Annotated in this window: 12 protein-coding genes, 2 pseudogenes and 1 riboswitch; of the genes and pseudogenes, 4 read left to right on the forward strand and 10 right to left on the reverse strand. The window is 70.5% G+C overall.

The window, feature by feature from the left end; translation table 11 throughout:
* Positions 1-334: 334 nt before the first annotated feature.
* The 4 genes and pseudogenes from ACWC24_RS18800 to ACWC24_RS18815 all read right to left on the reverse strand — a co-directional run.
* A pseudogene (locus ACWC24_RS18800) lies at positions 335-1,704 on the reverse strand (FAD-dependent monooxygenase); the annotation flags it as partial.
* 55 nt (positions 1,705-1,759) lie between these two features.
* Positions 1,760-2,458, reverse strand: a complete 699-nt coding sequence (locus ACWC24_RS18805; RefSeq protein WP_450663941.1) for a TetR/AcrR family transcriptional regulator — start codon at positions 2,456-2,458, stop codon at positions 1,760-1,762.
* Positions 2,459-2,612: 154 nt separating this feature from the next.
* Positions 2,613-3,011 (reverse strand): (2Fe-2S) ferredoxin domain-containing protein, encoded by a 399-nt coding sequence (locus tag ACWC24_RS18810; protein WP_450663942.1) that lies wholly within the window; start codon positions 3,009-3,011, stop codon positions 2,613-2,615.
* Positions 3,008-3,879, reverse strand: a pseudogene (locus tag ACWC24_RS18815) (HAD-IC family P-type ATPase); the annotation flags it as partial. The pseudogene ACWC24_RS18815 and the gene ACWC24_RS18810, both read right to left, overlap by 4 nt.
* 249 nt (positions 3,880-4,128) lie before the next feature.
* On the opposite strand from ACWC24_RS18815, the gene ACWC24_RS18820 reads away from it, so the two are divergent.
* On the forward strand, positions 4,129-6,786 hold the full coding sequence (locus ACWC24_RS18820; protein WP_450663943.1) for a heavy metal translocating P-type ATPase: 2,658 nt from the start codon (positions 4,129-4,131) through the stop codon (positions 6,784-6,786).
* 103 nt (positions 6,787-6,889) lie between these two features.
* Here the strand turns inward: ACWC24_RS18820 and ACWC24_RS18825 are convergent, their stop codons facing one another.
* Positions 6,890-7,489 (reverse strand): TetR/AcrR family transcriptional regulator, encoded by a 600-nt coding sequence (locus ACWC24_RS18825; protein ID WP_450663944.1) that lies wholly within the window; start codon positions 7,487-7,489, stop codon positions 6,890-6,892.
* A 219-nt stretch (positions 7,490-7,708) separates the two neighbouring features.
* Here ACWC24_RS18825 and ACWC24_RS18830 point away from each other — a divergent pair, with 219 nt between their 5' ends.
* Positions 7,709-8,359 (forward strand): DUF2218 domain-containing protein, encoded by a 651-nt coding sequence (locus tag ACWC24_RS18830; protein ID WP_450663945.1) that lies wholly within the window; start codon positions 7,709-7,711, stop codon positions 8,357-8,359.
* Positions 8,360-8,453: 94 nt separating this feature from the next.
* Here ACWC24_RS18830 and ACWC24_RS18835 read toward each other — a convergent pair whose 3' ends face one another.
* Entirely contained in the window at positions 8,454-8,963 is a 510-nt protein-coding gene (locus ACWC24_RS18835; protein ID WP_450663946.1) for a DUF4396 domain-containing protein, read from the reverse strand.
* A gap of 270 nt (positions 8,964-9,233) precedes the next feature.
* Positions 9,234-9,665, reverse strand: a complete 432-nt coding sequence (gene tnpA / locus ACWC24_RS18840) for an IS200/IS605 family transposase (protein ID WP_450663947.1) — start codon at positions 9,663-9,665, stop codon at positions 9,234-9,236.
* Positions 9,666-9,690: 25 nt separating this feature from the next.
* On the opposite strand from tnpA, the gene ACWC24_RS18845 reads away from it, so the two are divergent.
* Positions 9,691-10,920, forward strand: coding sequence for an RNA-guided endonuclease InsQ/TnpB family protein (locus tag ACWC24_RS18845; RefSeq protein WP_450663948.1), 1,230 nt, complete (start codon positions 9,691-9,693; stop codon positions 10,918-10,920).
* Positions 10,921-10,971: 51 nt separating this feature from the next.
* Here the strand turns inward: ACWC24_RS18845 and ACWC24_RS18850 are convergent, their stop codons facing one another.
* The 3 genes from ACWC24_RS18850 to ACWC24_RS18860 form a co-directional block, all read right to left on the reverse strand.
* The gene (locus ACWC24_RS18850) at positions 10,972-12,222 is read right to left on the reverse strand and encodes a hypothetical protein (RefSeq protein ID WP_450663949.1); all 1,251 of its coding nucleotides are present in this window, start codon (positions 12,220-12,222) and stop codon (positions 10,972-10,974) included.
* A 657-nt stretch (positions 12,223-12,879) separates the two neighbouring features.
* Positions 12,880-13,746 (reverse strand): bifunctional 5,10-methylenetetrahydrofolate dehydrogenase/5,10-methenyltetrahydrofolate cyclohydrolase, encoded by an 867-nt coding sequence (locus tag ACWC24_RS18855; RefSeq protein WP_450663950.1) that lies wholly within the window; start codon positions 13,744-13,746, stop codon positions 12,880-12,882.
* Positions 13,747-13,767: 21 nt separating this feature from the next.
* A riboswitch (ZMP/ZTP riboswitch) is annotated at positions 13,768-13,854 on the reverse strand.
* A 595-nt stretch (positions 13,855-14,449) separates the two neighbouring features.
* Positions 14,450-15,490: an epoxide hydrolase family protein gene (locus tag ACWC24_RS18860; RefSeq protein WP_450663951.1), complete on the reverse strand. Its 1,041-nt coding sequence runs from the start codon at positions 15,488-15,490 to the stop codon at positions 14,450-14,452.
* Between the two features lie 37 nt (positions 15,491-15,527).
* On the opposite strand from ACWC24_RS18860, the gene ACWC24_RS18865 reads away from it, so the two are divergent.
* The gene (locus tag ACWC24_RS18865) at positions 15,528-16,088 is read left to right on the forward strand and encodes a TetR/AcrR family transcriptional regulator (RefSeq protein WP_450663952.1); all 561 of its coding nucleotides are present in this window, start codon (positions 15,528-15,530) and stop codon (positions 16,086-16,088) included.
* Positions 16,089-16,128: the final 40 nt, after the last annotated feature.

The raw sequence follows: 16,128 nt of genomic DNA on the forward strand, positions 1-16,128 counted from the left end.
GGAGAGGCCGATGGATTCCGCGAGGGCGGCGTAGCCTGCGTCGTTGCCGTGGAGGTGGTCACCCATGTGCAGGTCGGCGCGGATGTGGGTGGGGTCGGCGGGGTCGCGCCAGACGGCGTCGAAGTCGAGTATGCCGTCGAAGGCGTTGCTTGTGCGGATCCACGCGTTGACCTGCTCGCGTGCCTGGTCGCCTTCGGGCGAGTACATTTCCGAGCTGCCGTAGGGGGCGATGGTCGCGGCGTGGACCTTCACGCCGTGTGCGCGGGCGCGTGCCGCCAGTTGGAGGTGCGCGGCGATGATGTCGTCCACCCCGACGGGCCGGCCGGGGAACGTGGATCCGGCCTGCCCACCCCTTGGCCGCGGCCCGCAGCGCCCTGTCGGTGCTGAAGTCGAGCACCACCGCCTGTCCTTGGCGCAGCAGTTCGCCGAGCCGGGTGCCGTCCTCGAAGCGGAAGTCCGGGGGCTGCAGCCGATGAAGGGCCGTTCGCTGCCCAGGTCGTAGCGGTGGAACAGCCCCGACGTCTGCCGGTACACGTGGGTCGTTCCGTCGGTGGTGCGCATTAGGTCGTGGACGAGCCGGCGCAGTGCGGGGGCGTTGGGGCCCGGCTTCATCGTGGCGACCTGGGCGCGGGACCGGTCGAGCACGGCGGCCCCGACGGGGTGGCGTTCGGTGGTGTAGGTGTCGAGCAGGCCCTCGGGTGCCCAGCCACGTACGGTGGCGGCGAGTTTCCAGCCGAGGTTGACGGCGTCGCCGATGCCGAGGTTGAGGCCCTGGCCGCCCAGGGGCGAGTGGATGTGTGCCGCGTCGCCGGCGAGGAGCACCCGACGCTTTCGGTACGTCGTCGTCTGCATCGCGCGGTCGGTGAAGCTGGAGGCGAGATGGACCTCGGTGAGCGTCACGTCGGTGTCGCTGATGCGGCGCAGGACCGTCTGGAGGTGTTCGCGGGTCAACGGCCGGGAGCGGTCGAAGGCGGCGCCGTCGAAGTCCATCATGCCCAGGTGGCCCGCGAAGGGCGTACGCAGATACATGCCGTTCGGGGTCAGGTTGAACCCGAGCGGCAGCCGATCGGGTTCGGCGAAGGCGACCTCGGCGACGTAGCCGGTGAACAGCGGCTCGGTGCCCACGAATTCGAAGCCGGCGAGTCGGCGTACGGCGCTGCGCCCGCCGTCGCAGCCCACCAGCCAGCGCCCCCGGTACTCCTGGCCGCCCGCCGTGACGAGGACCGATCCGGCATCCTGCGCGACGGCTGTGACCGGGGCATTGCGGATGATCTCGACTCCGAGCTCGGTGGCCCGCTCGCACAGGACCGATCCGGCCGCTTCCAGGCTCGTCATGAACCCCTCCATCGCCGGGCCGGGCAGCCGGGGCGGGAGGGCGGCTGTGTCGATGTCGGCCGCGGCGAGCGTCATGCCCGCGAAATGGCTCAGCTCACGAGGGGCGGGCGCCGCGACCGCTTCCGGGTCCGCGCCCACCCTCTGCGGGTCGACTCCGGAAGCCCGCGTCATCGCCTCCAAGAGGCCGCGGCGGTACAACGTCTCGGCCGATCCGGCGTTCAGACCCCGCAGCCCGAGCGGGAGCGCCTTCAGCAGCGAGTCGGGTTCCGGGTCCCGTTCGAGGACCACGACCGAGCAGCCGGACAGGGCCAGCTCGCCGGCCAGGAACAGACCGACCGGGCCGCCGCCCGCGATCACGACGTCATGCATGAGAGGTGTCCCTCCGGGAAGCGAACGACAAGGTCAGCCGGCCGGACCGGCCAGGTCAGCGCAGACGGGCGAGGCCGTCGAGGATGACGGCGATGCCGGTGAGGAACTGCTCGCGGTCGTCGTGCTCTCTCATCCGGCCGACGACGGCGTGCATGAACGGGTAGGCCTGCGGGTCGAGCTCCCGCCATGCCGCCGACGCCGCGTCGAAGAACTCCTCGCGATCCTCGGCGGGGTCGATGCCGGAGGTGTCCCCCTCGATGCGGGCGTGCTGGCTGACGGCTCCGAGGATGTAGTGCACGAGCGTCGAGGCCGCGTCGAACCACGAGGCCCGCGGCACGCCCAGGGCGTCCATCTGCCCGCCGATCCGCTCGAAGATCCCGACCGTCACCGGGCCGACCGGATTCCGGACGATCTGCAGGGTCAGCCGCGTGGCGAGCCACCGGTGTGCGGCGATCGCGTCGAACAGTGCCAGCGCGACCGCACGGATCTCGTCCCCGGGCGTGGCCGCGGCCCCGGCGGGGTGGGTCGCCAGCGCCGCGCCGATCACGGTTTCCGTCGCCGTGTCCAGCAGTTCGTCACGGGTGCCGACGTGGTAGTAGATCGCCCCGGAACCGGTGGACAGCCGCTCGGTCAGCGCCCGGACGGTCAGCGCGCTCTCGCCGCCCGCATCGAGCATCCCGACCGCGGTGTCGATGATCTGCTCCCGGGAGAGCACCTGGTTGCGCCGCTGTGGCCGGCCCGCTCGCGTCGTCATACCTCGAGGGTGCCATATTTGGTACGGCGATCCAAATTGGTGCGCCGTACCAAAATGCTGTGCGGTCCCGCTCCGGAGCACTTCGAGATGCGGCTCGCATTGCGCGGCGCGGCCCCGACACCGCGCCCGGCGCCGGTTCCCGTGATCGGTACCGTCAGTCCTCCAGGCCCTGCCGTATACGGCGCGAGGGGCTGAACTCGTACAGGTCGAGGATTTCCGGCGCGGGGGCCGACCCCGGTCCTCCGGCGCGTACCCGGGCCACGATGTCGTCCGTGGCGTCGCGGTCGTCGACCAGGCCGAGCCAGACGGGGCGCCCGCCTGCTGCCCGGCCGGCCGGGGACGGCTGGACGACGATGACGTTGGCCTGTTCGCAGGCGTCGAGGCAGTTCACCGTACGGATCCGGGCGACTGGGCCCAGTTCGTCCTTCAGCGCGGCGAGCTGGGCCTTGTGGTCGACGCCCGGCGCCTTGGCCGTGCCGCAGCAGCAGCCTCGGCACACGGTCACCGTGCACCGGGGTGCCACCGGGGCGGCCGGGGTCTTGCGGCGGCTCATCGGGCGACCCGCTGCCAGGCCGCCGCGCGCAGCAGCCGCAGGCCGTTGAGGCCGACGATGACGGTCGAGCCTTCGTGGCCCGCGACGCCCAGCGGCAGCGGCAGGTGGCCGACGAGGTCCCAGAGCACCAGGCCCGTGATGAAGGCGCCGGCGACGACCAGGTTCTGGACCACGAGCCGGCGGGCCCGGCGGGACAAGGAGATCACCGCGGGGACGGTGGCGAGTTCGTCGCGGACGACGACCGCGTCGGCGGTCTCCAGGGCGAGGTCCGAGCCCGCCCGGCCCATGGCGATGCCGGTGTGGGCGGCCGCGAGGGCCGGGGCGTCGTTGACGCCGTCCCCGACCACGAGGACCCTGCGGCCGGCTTCTTCCAGTTCCCGCACGGCGGCCACCTTGTGCTGGGGCAGCAATCCGGCGCGCACGTCGTCGATGCCGACGTCGGCGCGAGACGGGCCGCGGCGCGTGGATTGTCACCGGTCAGCAGCACGGGCGCCGCACCGGTGAGGAACGTCAGCGCGGTGACGGTGCCGGCGGCGTCGGGGCGCAGCCGGTCGGCGATGCCGAGCACGCCCACCGGCACGCCGTCCACGGTGACCAGGACGGCGGTCCCGCCGTCCGCTTCCAGTTCGGCGGCAAGCACGCCCGCACGGGCGGAGTGTGCGTCGGTCGTGCCGTCCAGCAGCCGGGCCGGGGCGCCGACGGCGACGGCCTGCTCGTCCACGGTGGCGCTCACGCCGACGCCGGGCGTGGAGTCGAAGTGCTCTGCCACCGGCAGCGTGAGCCCGCGTTCGCGTGCCGCGTCCACGACGGCGCGGGCCAGCGGGTGCTCGCTCGGGTGTTCCGCGGCTGCCGCGAGGACCAGGCCCTCTACCACGTCGAGCACCTGCGCCTCGGCCTGCGTGACACCCCCGCAGGGGCCGCGGCCGGGGTGTCCGCAACCCTCTGAGGACGGCCCCGGCGGCCGCCTCGGTCCATGGGTCGTGGAGCGCGGTTCGGAACCCTGCCACCGCCGTGCGCTGCGGGTCCCGGTCTGCGCCGCAGTGGATCGGTCGACACTCACCCGGGGCGGATCGGGCGCAGGCTGGAGAGGGGACCCGGCAAGGGAGGCGAGCTGCCCATGGGCACTCTCGACATCACCGTCGTCCTGGTCGCGGCCGTGCTGATCGGCGCGATGGGCCGGTACTTCTTCGGTCCGCGCCGTGCCGGTGCCGCCCGCCTGGAAGGCGGGGTGCAGCGAGTGGACGTGACGGTTCGGGGCGGCTACAGCCCCGACCTGATCAAGGTCCGGCAGGGCCTGCCCGTGGAACTGGTCTTCGACCGGCAGGAAGCCGGCGAATGCACCTCCCGCGTGGTCTTCCCCGACTTGCAGGTCGGTGCGGGTCTGCCCGCCCACACCCGTACCACCGTGCGGCTGAACCCGGACCGGCCGGGCTCCTTCGGTTTCGCCTGCGGGATGAACATGATCCACGGCACGCTGCTGGTCGAACCCGCGGACGGCCCGACAGCGCCCGCACCGGACGTGCATGCCGCCACTTCCGCACCCCCACCGGCTCCTCCCGCTGCCACGGGCGGCCCGTCGGCAGGTGAGGAGCGCACGGCGGTCCGGACGGAGGCGGCGGACGCCGCCGAGCGGCAGGCGGAGATCACAGACCTCACCCGAAGGGTGGCGGTGGGCGCCGTGCTCACCGCTCCGGTGCTGTTCGCGATGATGGCGTACGAACTGTTCGGCGCCACATGGGTGCCCGGCCGGCTGCTCGACCACGGGGTGCAACTGGCGCTGATCACGCCGGTGATGTTCTACACCGGGTGGCCGATCCACGTGACGGGCTGGCTGACCCTGCGCCACCGGGCCGCCGACATGAACTCTCTGATCACCCTCGGCACGTCGGCGGCCTACGCCTACAGCCTCCTGGTCACCCTCGCTCCGGGGCTGCTGCCCCAGGAAGTGCGGGAGGTCTATTTCGAGGCCGTCGGTGTCGTCCTGACCCTGATCCTGCTCGGGCGGCTGCTGGAGGCCAGGGCGAAGGCCGGCACGGGTGAGGCCATCCGCGCCCTGCTGGGCCTGCAGGCCCGCACCGCACGCGTCGTGCGGGACGGATCCGAGAGCGAGGTGCCCGTCGAGGACGTCGTGGTCGGAGACGAGCTGGTCATCCGGCCGGGCGAGAAGATCCCGGTGGACGCCGCGGTCCTGTCCGGCTCGTCCGCGGTCGACGAGTCCATGGTCACCGGCGAGCCGATGCCTGTCACCAAGCGCACCGGGGACACGGTCATCGGCGCCACCGTCAACGGCACCGGGTCCCTGCGGGTGCGCGCCGCCAAGGTCGGCGCCGACACCGTGCTCGCCCAGATCATCGGCCTGGTGCAGCAGGCCCAGGCCTCCAAGGCCCCCGTCCAGCGGCTCGCCGACGCGGTGTCCGCGTACTTCGTACCCGCAGTGATCGCGGTCGCGATCGGCACCTTCGCCGTCTGGTTCACCCTGGGCCCCTCACCCGCGCTGACCCTGGCACTCGTCTCCGCGGTCGCCGTGCTGATCATCGCCTGCCCGTGCGCCCTGGGCCTGGCCACCCCGCTGTCGGTGATGGTCGGCACCGGCAAGGGCGCCCAGGCCGGCATCCTGATCCGCTCGGCCGAAGCCCTGGAGACGGCGCACGAGCTGGACACCGTCGTGCTGGACAAGACCGGCACCGTGACCGCGGGCAGGCCCGTCCTGACCGACGTCCACCCGGTCGGCGGATTCGACGAGACGGCACTGCTGGAGCTGGTCGCCGGAGCCGAGGCCGACAGCGAACACCCGCTCGCGCAGGCCATCGTCACCGGCGTCCGCGACCGCGGTCTCAGCCCCTCCGTGACGACCGGCTTCGACTCGGTCACCGGCAAGGGCGTCCAGGCCACCGTTGCCGGGCACGCCGTCCTGGTCGGCACACCCCGGCTGCTCGCCGACGTCGGCATCGCCACCACCGCCCTGGCCCCCGTCGCCGCCGGCCTCTCGGCCCAGGGCAAGACTCCCGTCCTCGCCGCCGTGGACCGACAGCCCGCCGGTGTGCTCGCCGTGGCCGACACGGTCAAAGGGGACTCCGCGGCCGCCGTCGCAGCCCTGCGGCAGATGGATGTCGACGTCGTCATGCTCACCGGTGACAACGCCCGCACCGCCGCCGCGATCGCCGCCCAGGTCGGCATCGGACGGGTCCTGGCCGAGGTGCTGCCCGAGCACAAGGCCGACGAGATCCGCCGGTTGCAGAGCGAAGGCCGGACCGTCGGCATGGTCGGCGACGGCATCAACGACGCCCCCGCCCTGGCCGCCGCCGACGTCGGCCTGGCCATCGGCACCGGCACCGACGTCGCCATCGAAGCCGCCGACATCACCCTGATCTCCGGCTCGCTCGGCGGGGTCGTCACCGCGATCCGGCTCTCGAGGGCCACGATGCGCAACATCCGGCAGAACCTGTTCTTCGCCCTGATCTACAACGCCGTCGGCATCCCCCTCGCCGCCGGCGCCCTGTATCCGCTGTGGGGCATCCGGCTCAGCCCGATCATCGCCGCGGTCGCCATGGCGCTCAGCTCACTGTCGGTCGTCACCAACTCCTCCCGGCTGCGCCGCTGGCGCACCCAGCCGCTGCCCGACATCCGGCCCGCCCGCGTCCAGCCCCGTGTCGAGTCCGCCGCCGACCGAGCCCCGGCTGCCGGCGGCACGACCGCCCCGGCAGGCCCCGAGCGCCGCGCGGCTTCTCGGAGCGACGACGACGTGGTCACGGACGAGGGAGGCGATCATCGATGACGCTCGCCACAAGGCCGATCACCCGGCCCGCCTGTACGAGATCGAAGGCCGGACACGCGGCACAGTCCAGGTCCGGGAGTGCCGTCCAAAGGTCGGCCGGCCGTCAGTGATGGCTTGTGGTCCGGCCTTCTCCGTGCGACGACCGGAGCCCGGAGAGGGTCACGTCGACGAGACGGTGCACGGCTGCCTCCGATGACAGCCCACCGGCGGCGGACAGCGCGTGCAGGCAGTAGTCGGCCAGCTCGCCCGGGGAGACGTCGTCGCGGACCGCGCCCGCCTTGCCGGCTCCGGCGATGACCTCGCGCACCAGATCGTGCAGCTGCCGCTGGGCTTCGATGACGTGCTGGTCCCGGTGGACGAAAGCGGCGACCTCTCCCTCCTGGCGCCGCATGTACGTGATGTGGGCGTACCCGCGCAGCACCGCTTCGAGCCGGGCCACGGGCCCGCCCGCATGGTCCCGGGCCTCGGAGAGCCGGCCCAGGTGGTCCGCGACGTGACGCTTGTGCCAGGCGATCAGGATCGACTGGACGTCCGGGAAGTACTTGTACAGCGTCGCCCGCCCGATCCCGGCCTCCTTCGCGATCTGCGACATCGTCACCGACGCCAGACCGTGCTCACCCACGAGCGCGACGGTCGTCTCCATGACGGCGTCCTGCACGGCGCGGCGATGCGCGTCCATCGTCTCGTCCCACAGCTTCGGCATAGCTCGAGGATACACAGCGACGAGGCCGTGACACTCTGCCTTGACAGAGACAAAGTGTATCGATAAATCTGAAGGAGTCGATCTGGGGGAGGGCGATCCATGTCATCGCCCCCGTGACGGTCGACAGTTCCCTGCCTGCTCCGGCCGACAGGCTCCGAGGCCGGCGCGCCGGCCCGACCCGCCTGTGACACGGGGCCCGTGCCTGAGAAAGGAGCGGTCATGCCGACCGCGGAAGCCCGCCTCGTGACCGACCGCGCGAGCCGCTACCTCGTCCAGCTCTGCCGTCATCTGCGCCGGATGCCCCGCACGGGCCACCGTCCGCCCGGCGCTCACGGTGAGGGCGGGGCGCAGCCCGAGGTGCGGCACGTCGAGTTCACCGACACCCACGGCACCGTCCGCTTCGCCGAGGGCCTGTGGCGCCTGGACGCCGCCGCGGACTCGCTCACGCTGCGCGTCGCCGCCGACGACGAGGGGGTGCTGCGGCGCCTCCAGGACGCGATCGCCGCGCGGATCGAGAAGATCGGCCGGCGCGACGGACTGCAGGTGCGCTGGCGGCGAGACGTGCCCGATACCCGTTCGCAGGCGGAGAGCGACACTGACCGCGCGGGCGCGGGCCGCCGCAGGCGAGGAGCCGTCCTCGGCCTGGCGGCAGGCGGGGCAGTGGTCGTCGCGGTGCACCTGGGGATCGGCGGCGCGGTGCCGGCCGACGCGAAGTGGACGGACCGGGCTGTCGACGCCGTGCTGGTCCTCGTCCTGGTGAAGCTGGTGTTCCTGGGCGGCCACCTGCTGCTCGGGCGGTCCGCGCTGCGCCGCGGCATCGTGTTCCGGCACCGCGGGAAACATCGGGAGCAGGCCGGCGCCACGGGTTGAACGCTGTGCGTGACGGCGATGGACCGCGCTGCCTGCGCAGCCGTCGGCGCCCGACCCGGAACGCGAGGTCCGGGTCGGGCGGGAGACCGCCTCGTCAGTGGAAGGCGTGCACCACGGCATGCCCCTTTCCACGGCCGATCATCCACCGGTTGACCGGCGTGGTGAGCGCGAAGGCCAGAGCCAGGGAGAGTGCGAGCGCGGCCCAGAAGAGGAACTGGTCCAGGCCTGCGTCCATCGCGCCGGGCACGGTCACGACGACCGTGTTGTCGATGACTTCCATGACGGCGATGGACACGGTGTCCGCGGCCAGCGCGACCTTCAGCGCCTGGCGGACCGGCAGCCCGGCACGCAGCACACCACGCATCGTCAGCGCGTAACCGAAGACGAAGGCGAGAGCGATGGACAGGACGACCGTGGTCGCGTTGTGCAGGCTGGCGGCGGTACCGATGACCATGCCGAGGACTTCACCGATGGCACAGCCCGTCAGGCAGTGCAGCGTCGCCTGAGCGGCGGTGCGCCAGGACGTGCCGGAACCATGGTGGTCGTGGTCGTGGTCGTTGTGGTGGTCATGGTCATGGTGCTGATGGTGTGCGGTGTGGTCCATCGTCGGCCTCCCCTTTGCCGGATCGTGTCACCGTCCTCAACTGCATACCCCCCTGGGGTATTTCCGTGCGGGCGAGACAGATTCAGAGGAATGCCTTGGGCCTGGGGATCAGCTTGCGGGCTCGGGGCGGCTGGGTGGCAGCCGCCCCGGGCCCGGCAGGACCGAATGTGCTGCTACCGGGTTTATTCGCAGTGCAACGGGCTTCGGCCCGGTGGTGAAGCGAATCTGAGACCTGCTCTGACCTTGGCTGTGTGCATGGATCCGCACTGTTCACTTCAGCCCGGGTCGGAGCGGCCGGTTCTGCTGCTCGATGTACTGCTTCACAATGCTGAGAGGCGCGCCGCCGACTGAGCCGGCGAAGTACGAGCCGGACCAGAGGCGCTGTGCCCGCCAGTAGTGGCGGACGAGGTCGGGGAACTCCTGGCGGAGTCTGCGCGAGGACACGCCTTTGAGGGAGTTCACCAGTCTGGACACGGCGACCTTCGGCGGGAAGTTCACGAGCAGGTGGACATGGTTGGCCTCGCCGTTGAACTCGACCAGCTCCGTCTCGAAGTCCTTGCACACGGCCCGCATGATCTCCTCGCAGCGCGTCAGGTGCCGGGCGGCGAAGACAGAGTGCCGGTATTTCGTCACGAAAACCAAGTGGACATGCATGCGAAAGACGCAGTGGCGGCCAGTGCGAACGTTCTCATCGATACCCATAAACCAACTGTGTAGCATGATCCGTGTGCAGCTTCGGTACAGCTTCCGCCTGTACCCGAGTGCCAGTCAGCGCATGGCGTTGGCCAGGGCGTTCGGGTGCGCGCGGGTGGTCTACAACGACGCGCTCCGCGCTCGGGAGACCGCCCGCATCGAGGGGCTGCCGTTCCCGAAGACCGGGGACCTGTCGAAGCAGCTCATCACCGAGGCGAAGAACACCCCGCAACGGGCGTGGCTCGGCGAGGTCTCCGCCGTCGTCCTGCAGCAGTCCCTGCGCGACCTGGACACCGCCTACCGGAACTACTTTGACGGCCTGAAAGGCAAGCGCCTCCGCATGGGCGCACCCCAGTACAAATCGAAGCGGGACACCCGGCAGGCCGTCCGCTTCACCGCGAATGCCCGCTGGTCCATCACGCCGGGCGGGAAGCTGCGCCTGCCGAAGACCGGCGACCTGAAGGTCAAGTGGTCGAGGGCGCTGCCGTCGACACCGTCCACGGTGACGGTGGTCAAGGACAGTGCGGGCCGGTACTTCGCGAGCTTCGTCGTGGAGACGGACGCCTCCGAGGTGCTGCCGCACACGACGCCCGAGGTGGGCATCGACCTCGGGCTCGGACACTTCGCGGTCCTCTCCGACGGCCGGAAGATCGACAGCCCGCGCTTCCTGCGCCGGGCCGAGAAACGCCTGAAGAAGGCGCAGCGGGACCTGTCCCGCAAGCAGAAGGGCTCCAGCAACCGGGCCCAGTCCAGGGTGAAGGTTGCCCGCGCGCACGCGCGGGTCGCCGACGCGCGACGCGAGTTCCACCACCAGCTCTCGACGAGGGTCATCCGCGAGAACCAAGCGGTTGCCGTCGAGGACCTGGCGGTGAAGGGCCTCGCCCGCACGCGCCTGGCCAAGTCCGTCCACGACGCCGGATGGTCCGCGTTCGTGAGCATGCTGGAGTACAAGGCCGCCCGGTACGGGCGCACCTTCGTGAAGATCGGCCGGTTCGAGCCGACCTCACAGGTGTGCTCCGCATGCGGCGTCAAGGACGGACCCAAGCCGCTGAACGTCCGCGTATGGACGTGCTCGGCATGCGGGACCGTCCTCGACCGGGACGCCAACGCGGCGGTCAACGTCGCCAAGGCCGCCGGACTGGCGGTGACAGCCTGTGGAGCGCAGGTAAGACGGGCACCCGTGTCCGCACAGCGCGGCGAAGCAGGAACCCGCCCGAAGCCCTCGCCCGTCGGGTGGGAGCAGGCGGGAATCCTCGGTCTTTAGGCCGGGGAGGATGTCAAATGTCCGTCCGCCGTAGCTGTACGAGAACAGGGCCTACTTCTCGGGGAGGAAGGGCAGGGCCTTGCCGAGGGTGTCGAGGATCGAGGCCTTCGCGGAGGACTCACGGGGCAGGACAAGGCCGAGCACGGCCGTGATGACGAGGGTGACCCGCACCCCGTCCGCCACGGCGGGCGCCTGTGCGACCGCCGGGATCCACGGCAGCGCGACGGCCGCGGCGAGAAGGACGGCCGGAGACCACACCGCGGCCGCGACCCTGCGCAGCCGAGAGAGGACGGTCACCGCCGGAGCGGCGGCGGTCAGGGCCTCCCAGTCGTCGTCGATCAGAGCGAGCGCCCCGGACCAGAGGGACTGGGTGACACGGTCGAAGGAAGCTGGACCGCTGGCCCGGGCTATGGGGGTCCGGTGCCGCCGGATGACGGCGGCCAGTCGCAGCGCGTCGGCCCGCGCGGGCCCGCGCCCGCCGGGAAACGGCCGGGCGGACACGGCGGACTCCGCCTTGCGGGCGGCGTTCTGCAAGGCGCGCTCCACCACCGTCCGTGAGCGCCGTAGGAACCAGGTGCCGCGGTGGGCGTGCGTCACGGCGCAGGCGTCGACCAGGGCGAGGAGCAGGAGGTCATAGGGGCGCAGGACGGGGCGGAGCACCCAGTTGAGCAGGGCCGAGGCCACCGCCATGACGGACACCAAGAACAGGGCAATCACCAGCATGAGTAGCGCAATGTAGGCGAGTTCCGCAGCCGTTCTCACCAGAGCCTCGCGGGCGGTGGGCCACTGCCCACCGTGGACACCTCCCGAGACGGCGAAGAGGAGCAGCGAGGCGGTGACGATGCCGAGGGCGAGGGCGTGGACCAAGGCCAGCCGCCCGGCGCGCAGCGCGCCGGGCGGCCGTTCGTACAGCATTCCGGTGAGCACCAGCATGGCCGCCACCACGAGAACGAGGGCGCAGCCGGTCCAGAACAGCGCGGTGTGGGATATGGGGGCGTCGTGCGAGTCGATGACGTGGGTGAGCCAGGAGAAGGGAAAGGGCATCCAGACCGTCGCGGAGGGCGTCGCCCAGCGGATGAACCAGGGGAGCACGGCGGTCAGAAGGAGCGGCCCCAGCAGGGTGATCGGCTCCCATGTGGCGGTGACCGCATGATGGATGGCCCGGCGGGCTGCGGCCCGGGCCGCCTCCTTGCCTACGCGGGCCGTCTCCTCCCCGTTCAGCGCGGTGGCGCAGGAGTCCGCGACGCGTTCGCGGTACTGCGCGGCCTGCGCGCGGACGAGCTCGACGGACGGGCGACTCACAGCTGCTCCTCCCTGGGCGTATGGGCAGGAGAACCTCAGCGCCATGCCCGCCCGGGCCTTGGCCCGTCAGCCCCCTTCTCCGGGACAGACCACGCTAACGCGCTTTCTTGTATCGAGTGGGCTTTCGAGCAGCCTGGCCGATACCTGGATGCCTCCGTGTGCTGCTCGCCCGGGATCGACGATGCCCGTGACGGCCTGAAGTGGGCGATGCGGCGCCTTCCTCTGGGAGCCAAGCGGGACCTGGGCCGACTGATCACGCGCATCGAATGAGGAATTCGAGCGCCGCGCTTCGCCTGAACCCAACTACATCGAGTTGGCGACGTTCGGCTGGTGGTGGACCAGAATGCGTGAACGCTGACGTGGCTGGAGCTCGTGTACCTTCCCTCCCATCGAACACACCGCCACTCTCCGCGACGACTCGCCAAGATCTGTGCCGGAACCGGGAGCTGACACCACTTGTTGCTCAGAGCGGGGAACGCCCGGTTTCGCCGGAGCGCGATGTCTCTTTTCAGCCGTCGCCGACAGTCTCTGAGTTCTCCCCCGTACAAAACCACCCGGCGGTTCACCCGCAAAGGCCCCCGCGCCGGCTGGACCACAAAGGGTCGGGCCAGCAGGTTGGTGGTTTGTCGTCCACGCCGAACTCGACGGCGTCCTCACTCAGTGGCCGGCCGGCCCGAGCTGGATGGATGCCGCGTCGACCGTCTGAGCCAGCAGAACGGCGATGGTCATGGGCCCGACCCCACCGGGAACCGGCGTGATCAAGCGAGCACGAGTGCGGGCGGAGTCGAAGTCGACGTCGCCGACGTTGCCGGGGTTGTATCCGGCGTCGATCACGACGGCCCCCGGCTTGACGTCCTCGCCGCGAATGAGCCGAGGTCGTCCCACGGCTGCCACCACAACGTCCGCTTCCCGCACGGCCGCGGCCAGATCGGCCGTTCGGGAGTGGCAGTAGGTGACCGTGGCGTCCCGGGCGAGCAAGAGCATTCCGACGGGCTTGCCGAGAATCGCGCTTCGGCCCACGACAACGGCATGCTGACCTGCAAGATCGACGTGATACTCGTCCAGGAGCCGCATGATCCCGCCCGGGGTGCACGATGCGAAACCAGGCAGTCCGAAGCTCATCGCCCCGAAGGAGCTCATCGTGACCCCGTCGACGTCCTTCTCCGGCGCGATGGCCTCGAATGCCGCCCGCTCATCGATGTGAGGGCCTACGGGGTGCTGAAGCAAGATGCCGTGTACTGCGGCGTCCCTCGAGAGCGACTGAAGGGTCTCCACCAGCTCAGCGGTTGTAGTGGTGGCCGGCAGGCTGACAAGCCGGGACTCGATGCCTGCCTTCGCGCAACGGGCCCGCTTCATCCGGACGTACGTCACCGAAGCCGGGTCCTCACCCACCAGCACCGTGGCCAGGCACGGCGTCACACCGGCACGACGCGCAAGCTCTGCCGCCTTGCCTGACGTCTCCTCGACGATGCGTCGGGCGAGGCCGACACCGTCCATAAGCAGGGCTGTCTGTGTCTGGGACATGGTCGCCTCCAGGCGTCGCTGACCACTCGCCCAGGCGCACGGCATCGACCGATTCGTCAGACCGCTCCCCGGTGGTGCTCCACCTCAGCGCCAGTCACGGCCCACGCACCACTCTAGTGGATGGCGCTTGCGCTGATCACGAACGGGAAGTTCAAAAGCCCTGCTCAGTGATTGCGCAGCCGACTGCGTAGCTGCGGAAGGGTGTTGCGCCGTCGGGCTGCGCAACGGTCGAGGATCCTGCGCAGTCGAGATTGTGCTGGGGCCGCTGCGTAGTCCTGCCGGGCTTCCTGGTCTTTTCTTGCGCAGGTCCGTCTGGCGCACTGCGCGGGTGCCTGTCGCGGCCCGGCCTGCTTGCGTCTGCGCATCGGTGTCCGGGCCCTGGGGCCGGGCGGCAGGTGATCGCACAACGGCCGCCGCTGCGGCAAGCAGCGCCGGACGCTCGCCGGCTCCCGGCTGACGCATGGTCGGGATCACGGTCCGGGTTCTGTCGGTCGTTGCAACACCTCAGTTCAAGGGCTGCGCAAGGCCCCGACCACGAGCCCGACCACGATTGCGCACACCCCGACCACAAACCCGACCACGCACACCAGGCATTGCGCAGACTGGCTGGAGTGCCGTGACCACGAACGTTCACAATGGCGGCTGCCACGCCATGGGCCGTTTTGGGCGCACGGCGTTCGGTGGAGCATCCGCAAGCTCCGTTTCAGCCGCCCAGCTTGACCGCACGGTGTATGTCGGCGGCGTAGGCCTCGGGCTGTTCCCAGGCTGCGAAGTGGCCGCCGGCACGGTGTTCCACATAATCGCAAACGTTCAGGAACGCCTCGGCGTAGCTTCGCGGCTCCGGCTTGATGTCGCGCGGGAACACGGAGAGCACGGTCGGAGTGTCGATCCGGTCAGGGAGGGCGGCCGGTTCGGCATAAGTGGTGAAAGATGTTCCGATCGTGCCGGTGACCCAGTAGGCGGTGACCCAGGTGAGAAGTTCGTCCGGAGTGAAGGCCGACTCGTCGGACCAGGACTCCAGTTTCTCGATGATCCAGGCCGCGAGGCCGGCGGGTGAGTCGCCGAGGGCGACGGCGAGTGTGTTCGGCCGCGTCGACTGTTCCGCGATGTACCCGCCCTCGGTCCGGAACCACTGTGCCGAGCGGCGGAGGTAGGCCGCCGCGTCAGGCGCGAGCTTCGCCGGGTCCGCCGTGAGCGCACGCTGTGGGGCGATGTTCGTGAGGTGCAGGGCAGCCACCCGGTCCGGGTGTTCGGCCGCGAGGATTTCCGCGACGGTACCGCCCACATCGCCGCCGGACACGGTGTACCGCGAGTAACCGAGTTCATTCAGGGCGTCCGCGACGATCCCGGCGATCCGGTTGACCGACATGCCGGGAGTGGCGAGCGGGGTCGCGAACGGGAAGCCCGGCAGTGCGGGAACCACCACGTGCGTGTCCGCGAGCAGAGGCAGGACACGCTCGAACCGCAGTACCGAGTCCGGCCAGCCATGCAGCAGCACGACGACCGGAGCGCCGGGGTTCGCGGACCGCTGGTGGATCACACGCAGGTCGGTGTCGCCTGCCTGCACCGTCGCCCAGGGGAACTCGCCGATGCGGCGCTCGTGCACTCCCCAGTCGTATTCGTTCGCCCAGCGTTCGAGCAGTTCGTCGAGGCGGGTGCCGCCGATGCCGCGCGTCCCGTCGTCACTCCACGGGGTCGCAACACGCCGCGTTCGTCGGAGTCGTGTCCGCGTCTCGTCGTCCATGTGTATCAGCGTACACATGATGTGTATGCTTGTACACATGACCTTGCGCAATGCGGCTGCCACCAGACAGCGGATCCTGGAACACGCACAACGCCAGTTCGCCCAGCACGGGTACGCGGCGATCACGGTCAAAGGCGTAGCCGACGCGGCCGGGGTGTCGCCCAATCTCATCACGCGCTATTTCGGCGGCAAGGACGGCCTTTTCCTGGCGGCAACCCGGGTGGAGATTCCGGTCTCCACCTCCTTCGACGGCGACCGTTCCACGCTGGGTTCGCGCCTCGCGGCGAGCATCGTCCAGCGCTGGTTCGGCGCACCCGGAGAGGATCCACTGCTCGTGCTGCAACGCGCGTCCGGCGAACGCCCGGAGGCAGCGGAGGCGCTGGCCGCCTTCCTCGACACGCACTCACTGGAGCCGCTGCACCGCTACCTGCGCGACAGCGGCCTGGACGACGCGGACGCCCGCAGCCGAGCCGCAGCGATCGATGCCTTCGTGCTCGGCGTCTCGACCCGCCGCCGGGTCCTGCGTTCCGAACTCGGCGACCCCGCTGATCTCCAGGCCTGGCTGAGCGCCACCATCCAACGTCTTGCGGACGGTTGATGCACGACAGCAAGAAGTACTGAGACTCCGCTTCCGGTCA

This window comes from Streptomyces sp. NPDC001443, from assembly GCF_053597355.1.

What these genes read in the sequence shown, in the direction of transcription:
- ACWC24_RS18805 (WP_450663941.1), bottom strand. Translation starts at nt 2,458, where the DNA reads ATGACGACGCGAGCGGGCCGGCCACAGCGGCGCAACCAGGTGCTCTCC.
- ACWC24_RS18810 (WP_450663942.1), bottom strand. Translation starts at nt 3,011, where the DNA reads ATGAGCCGCCGCAAGACCCCGGCCGCCCCGGTGGCACCCCGGTGCACG.
- ACWC24_RS18820 (WP_450663943.1), top strand. Translation starts at nt 4,129, where the DNA reads ATGGGCACTCTCGACATCACCGTCGTCCTGGTCGCGGCCGTGCTGATC.
- ACWC24_RS18825 (WP_450663944.1), bottom strand. Translation starts at nt 7,489, where the DNA reads ATGCCGAAGCTGTGGGACGAGACGATGGACGCGCATCGCCGCGCCGTG.
- ACWC24_RS18830 (WP_450663945.1), top strand. Translation starts at nt 7,709, where the DNA reads ATGCCGACCGCGGAAGCCCGCCTCGTGACCGACCGCGCGAGCCGCTAC.
- ACWC24_RS18835 (WP_450663946.1), bottom strand. Translation starts at nt 8,963, where the DNA reads ATGGACCACACCGCACACCATCAGCACCATGACCATGACCACCACAAC.
- tnpA (WP_450663947.1), bottom strand. Translation starts at nt 9,665, where the DNA reads ATGGGTATCGATGAGAACGTTCGCACTGGCCGCCACTGCGTCTTTCGC.
- ACWC24_RS18855 (WP_450663950.1), bottom strand. Translation starts at nt 13,746, where the DNA reads ATGTCCCAGACACAGACAGCCCTGCTTATGGACGGTGTCGGCCTCGCC.
- ACWC24_RS18860 (WP_450663951.1), bottom strand. Translation starts at nt 15,490, where the DNA reads ATGGACGACGAGACGCGGACACGACTCCGACGAACGCGGCGTGTTGCG.
- ACWC24_RS18865 (WP_450663952.1), top strand. Translation starts at nt 15,528, where the DNA reads ATGACCTTGCGCAATGCGGCTGCCACCAGACAGCGGATCCTGGAACAC.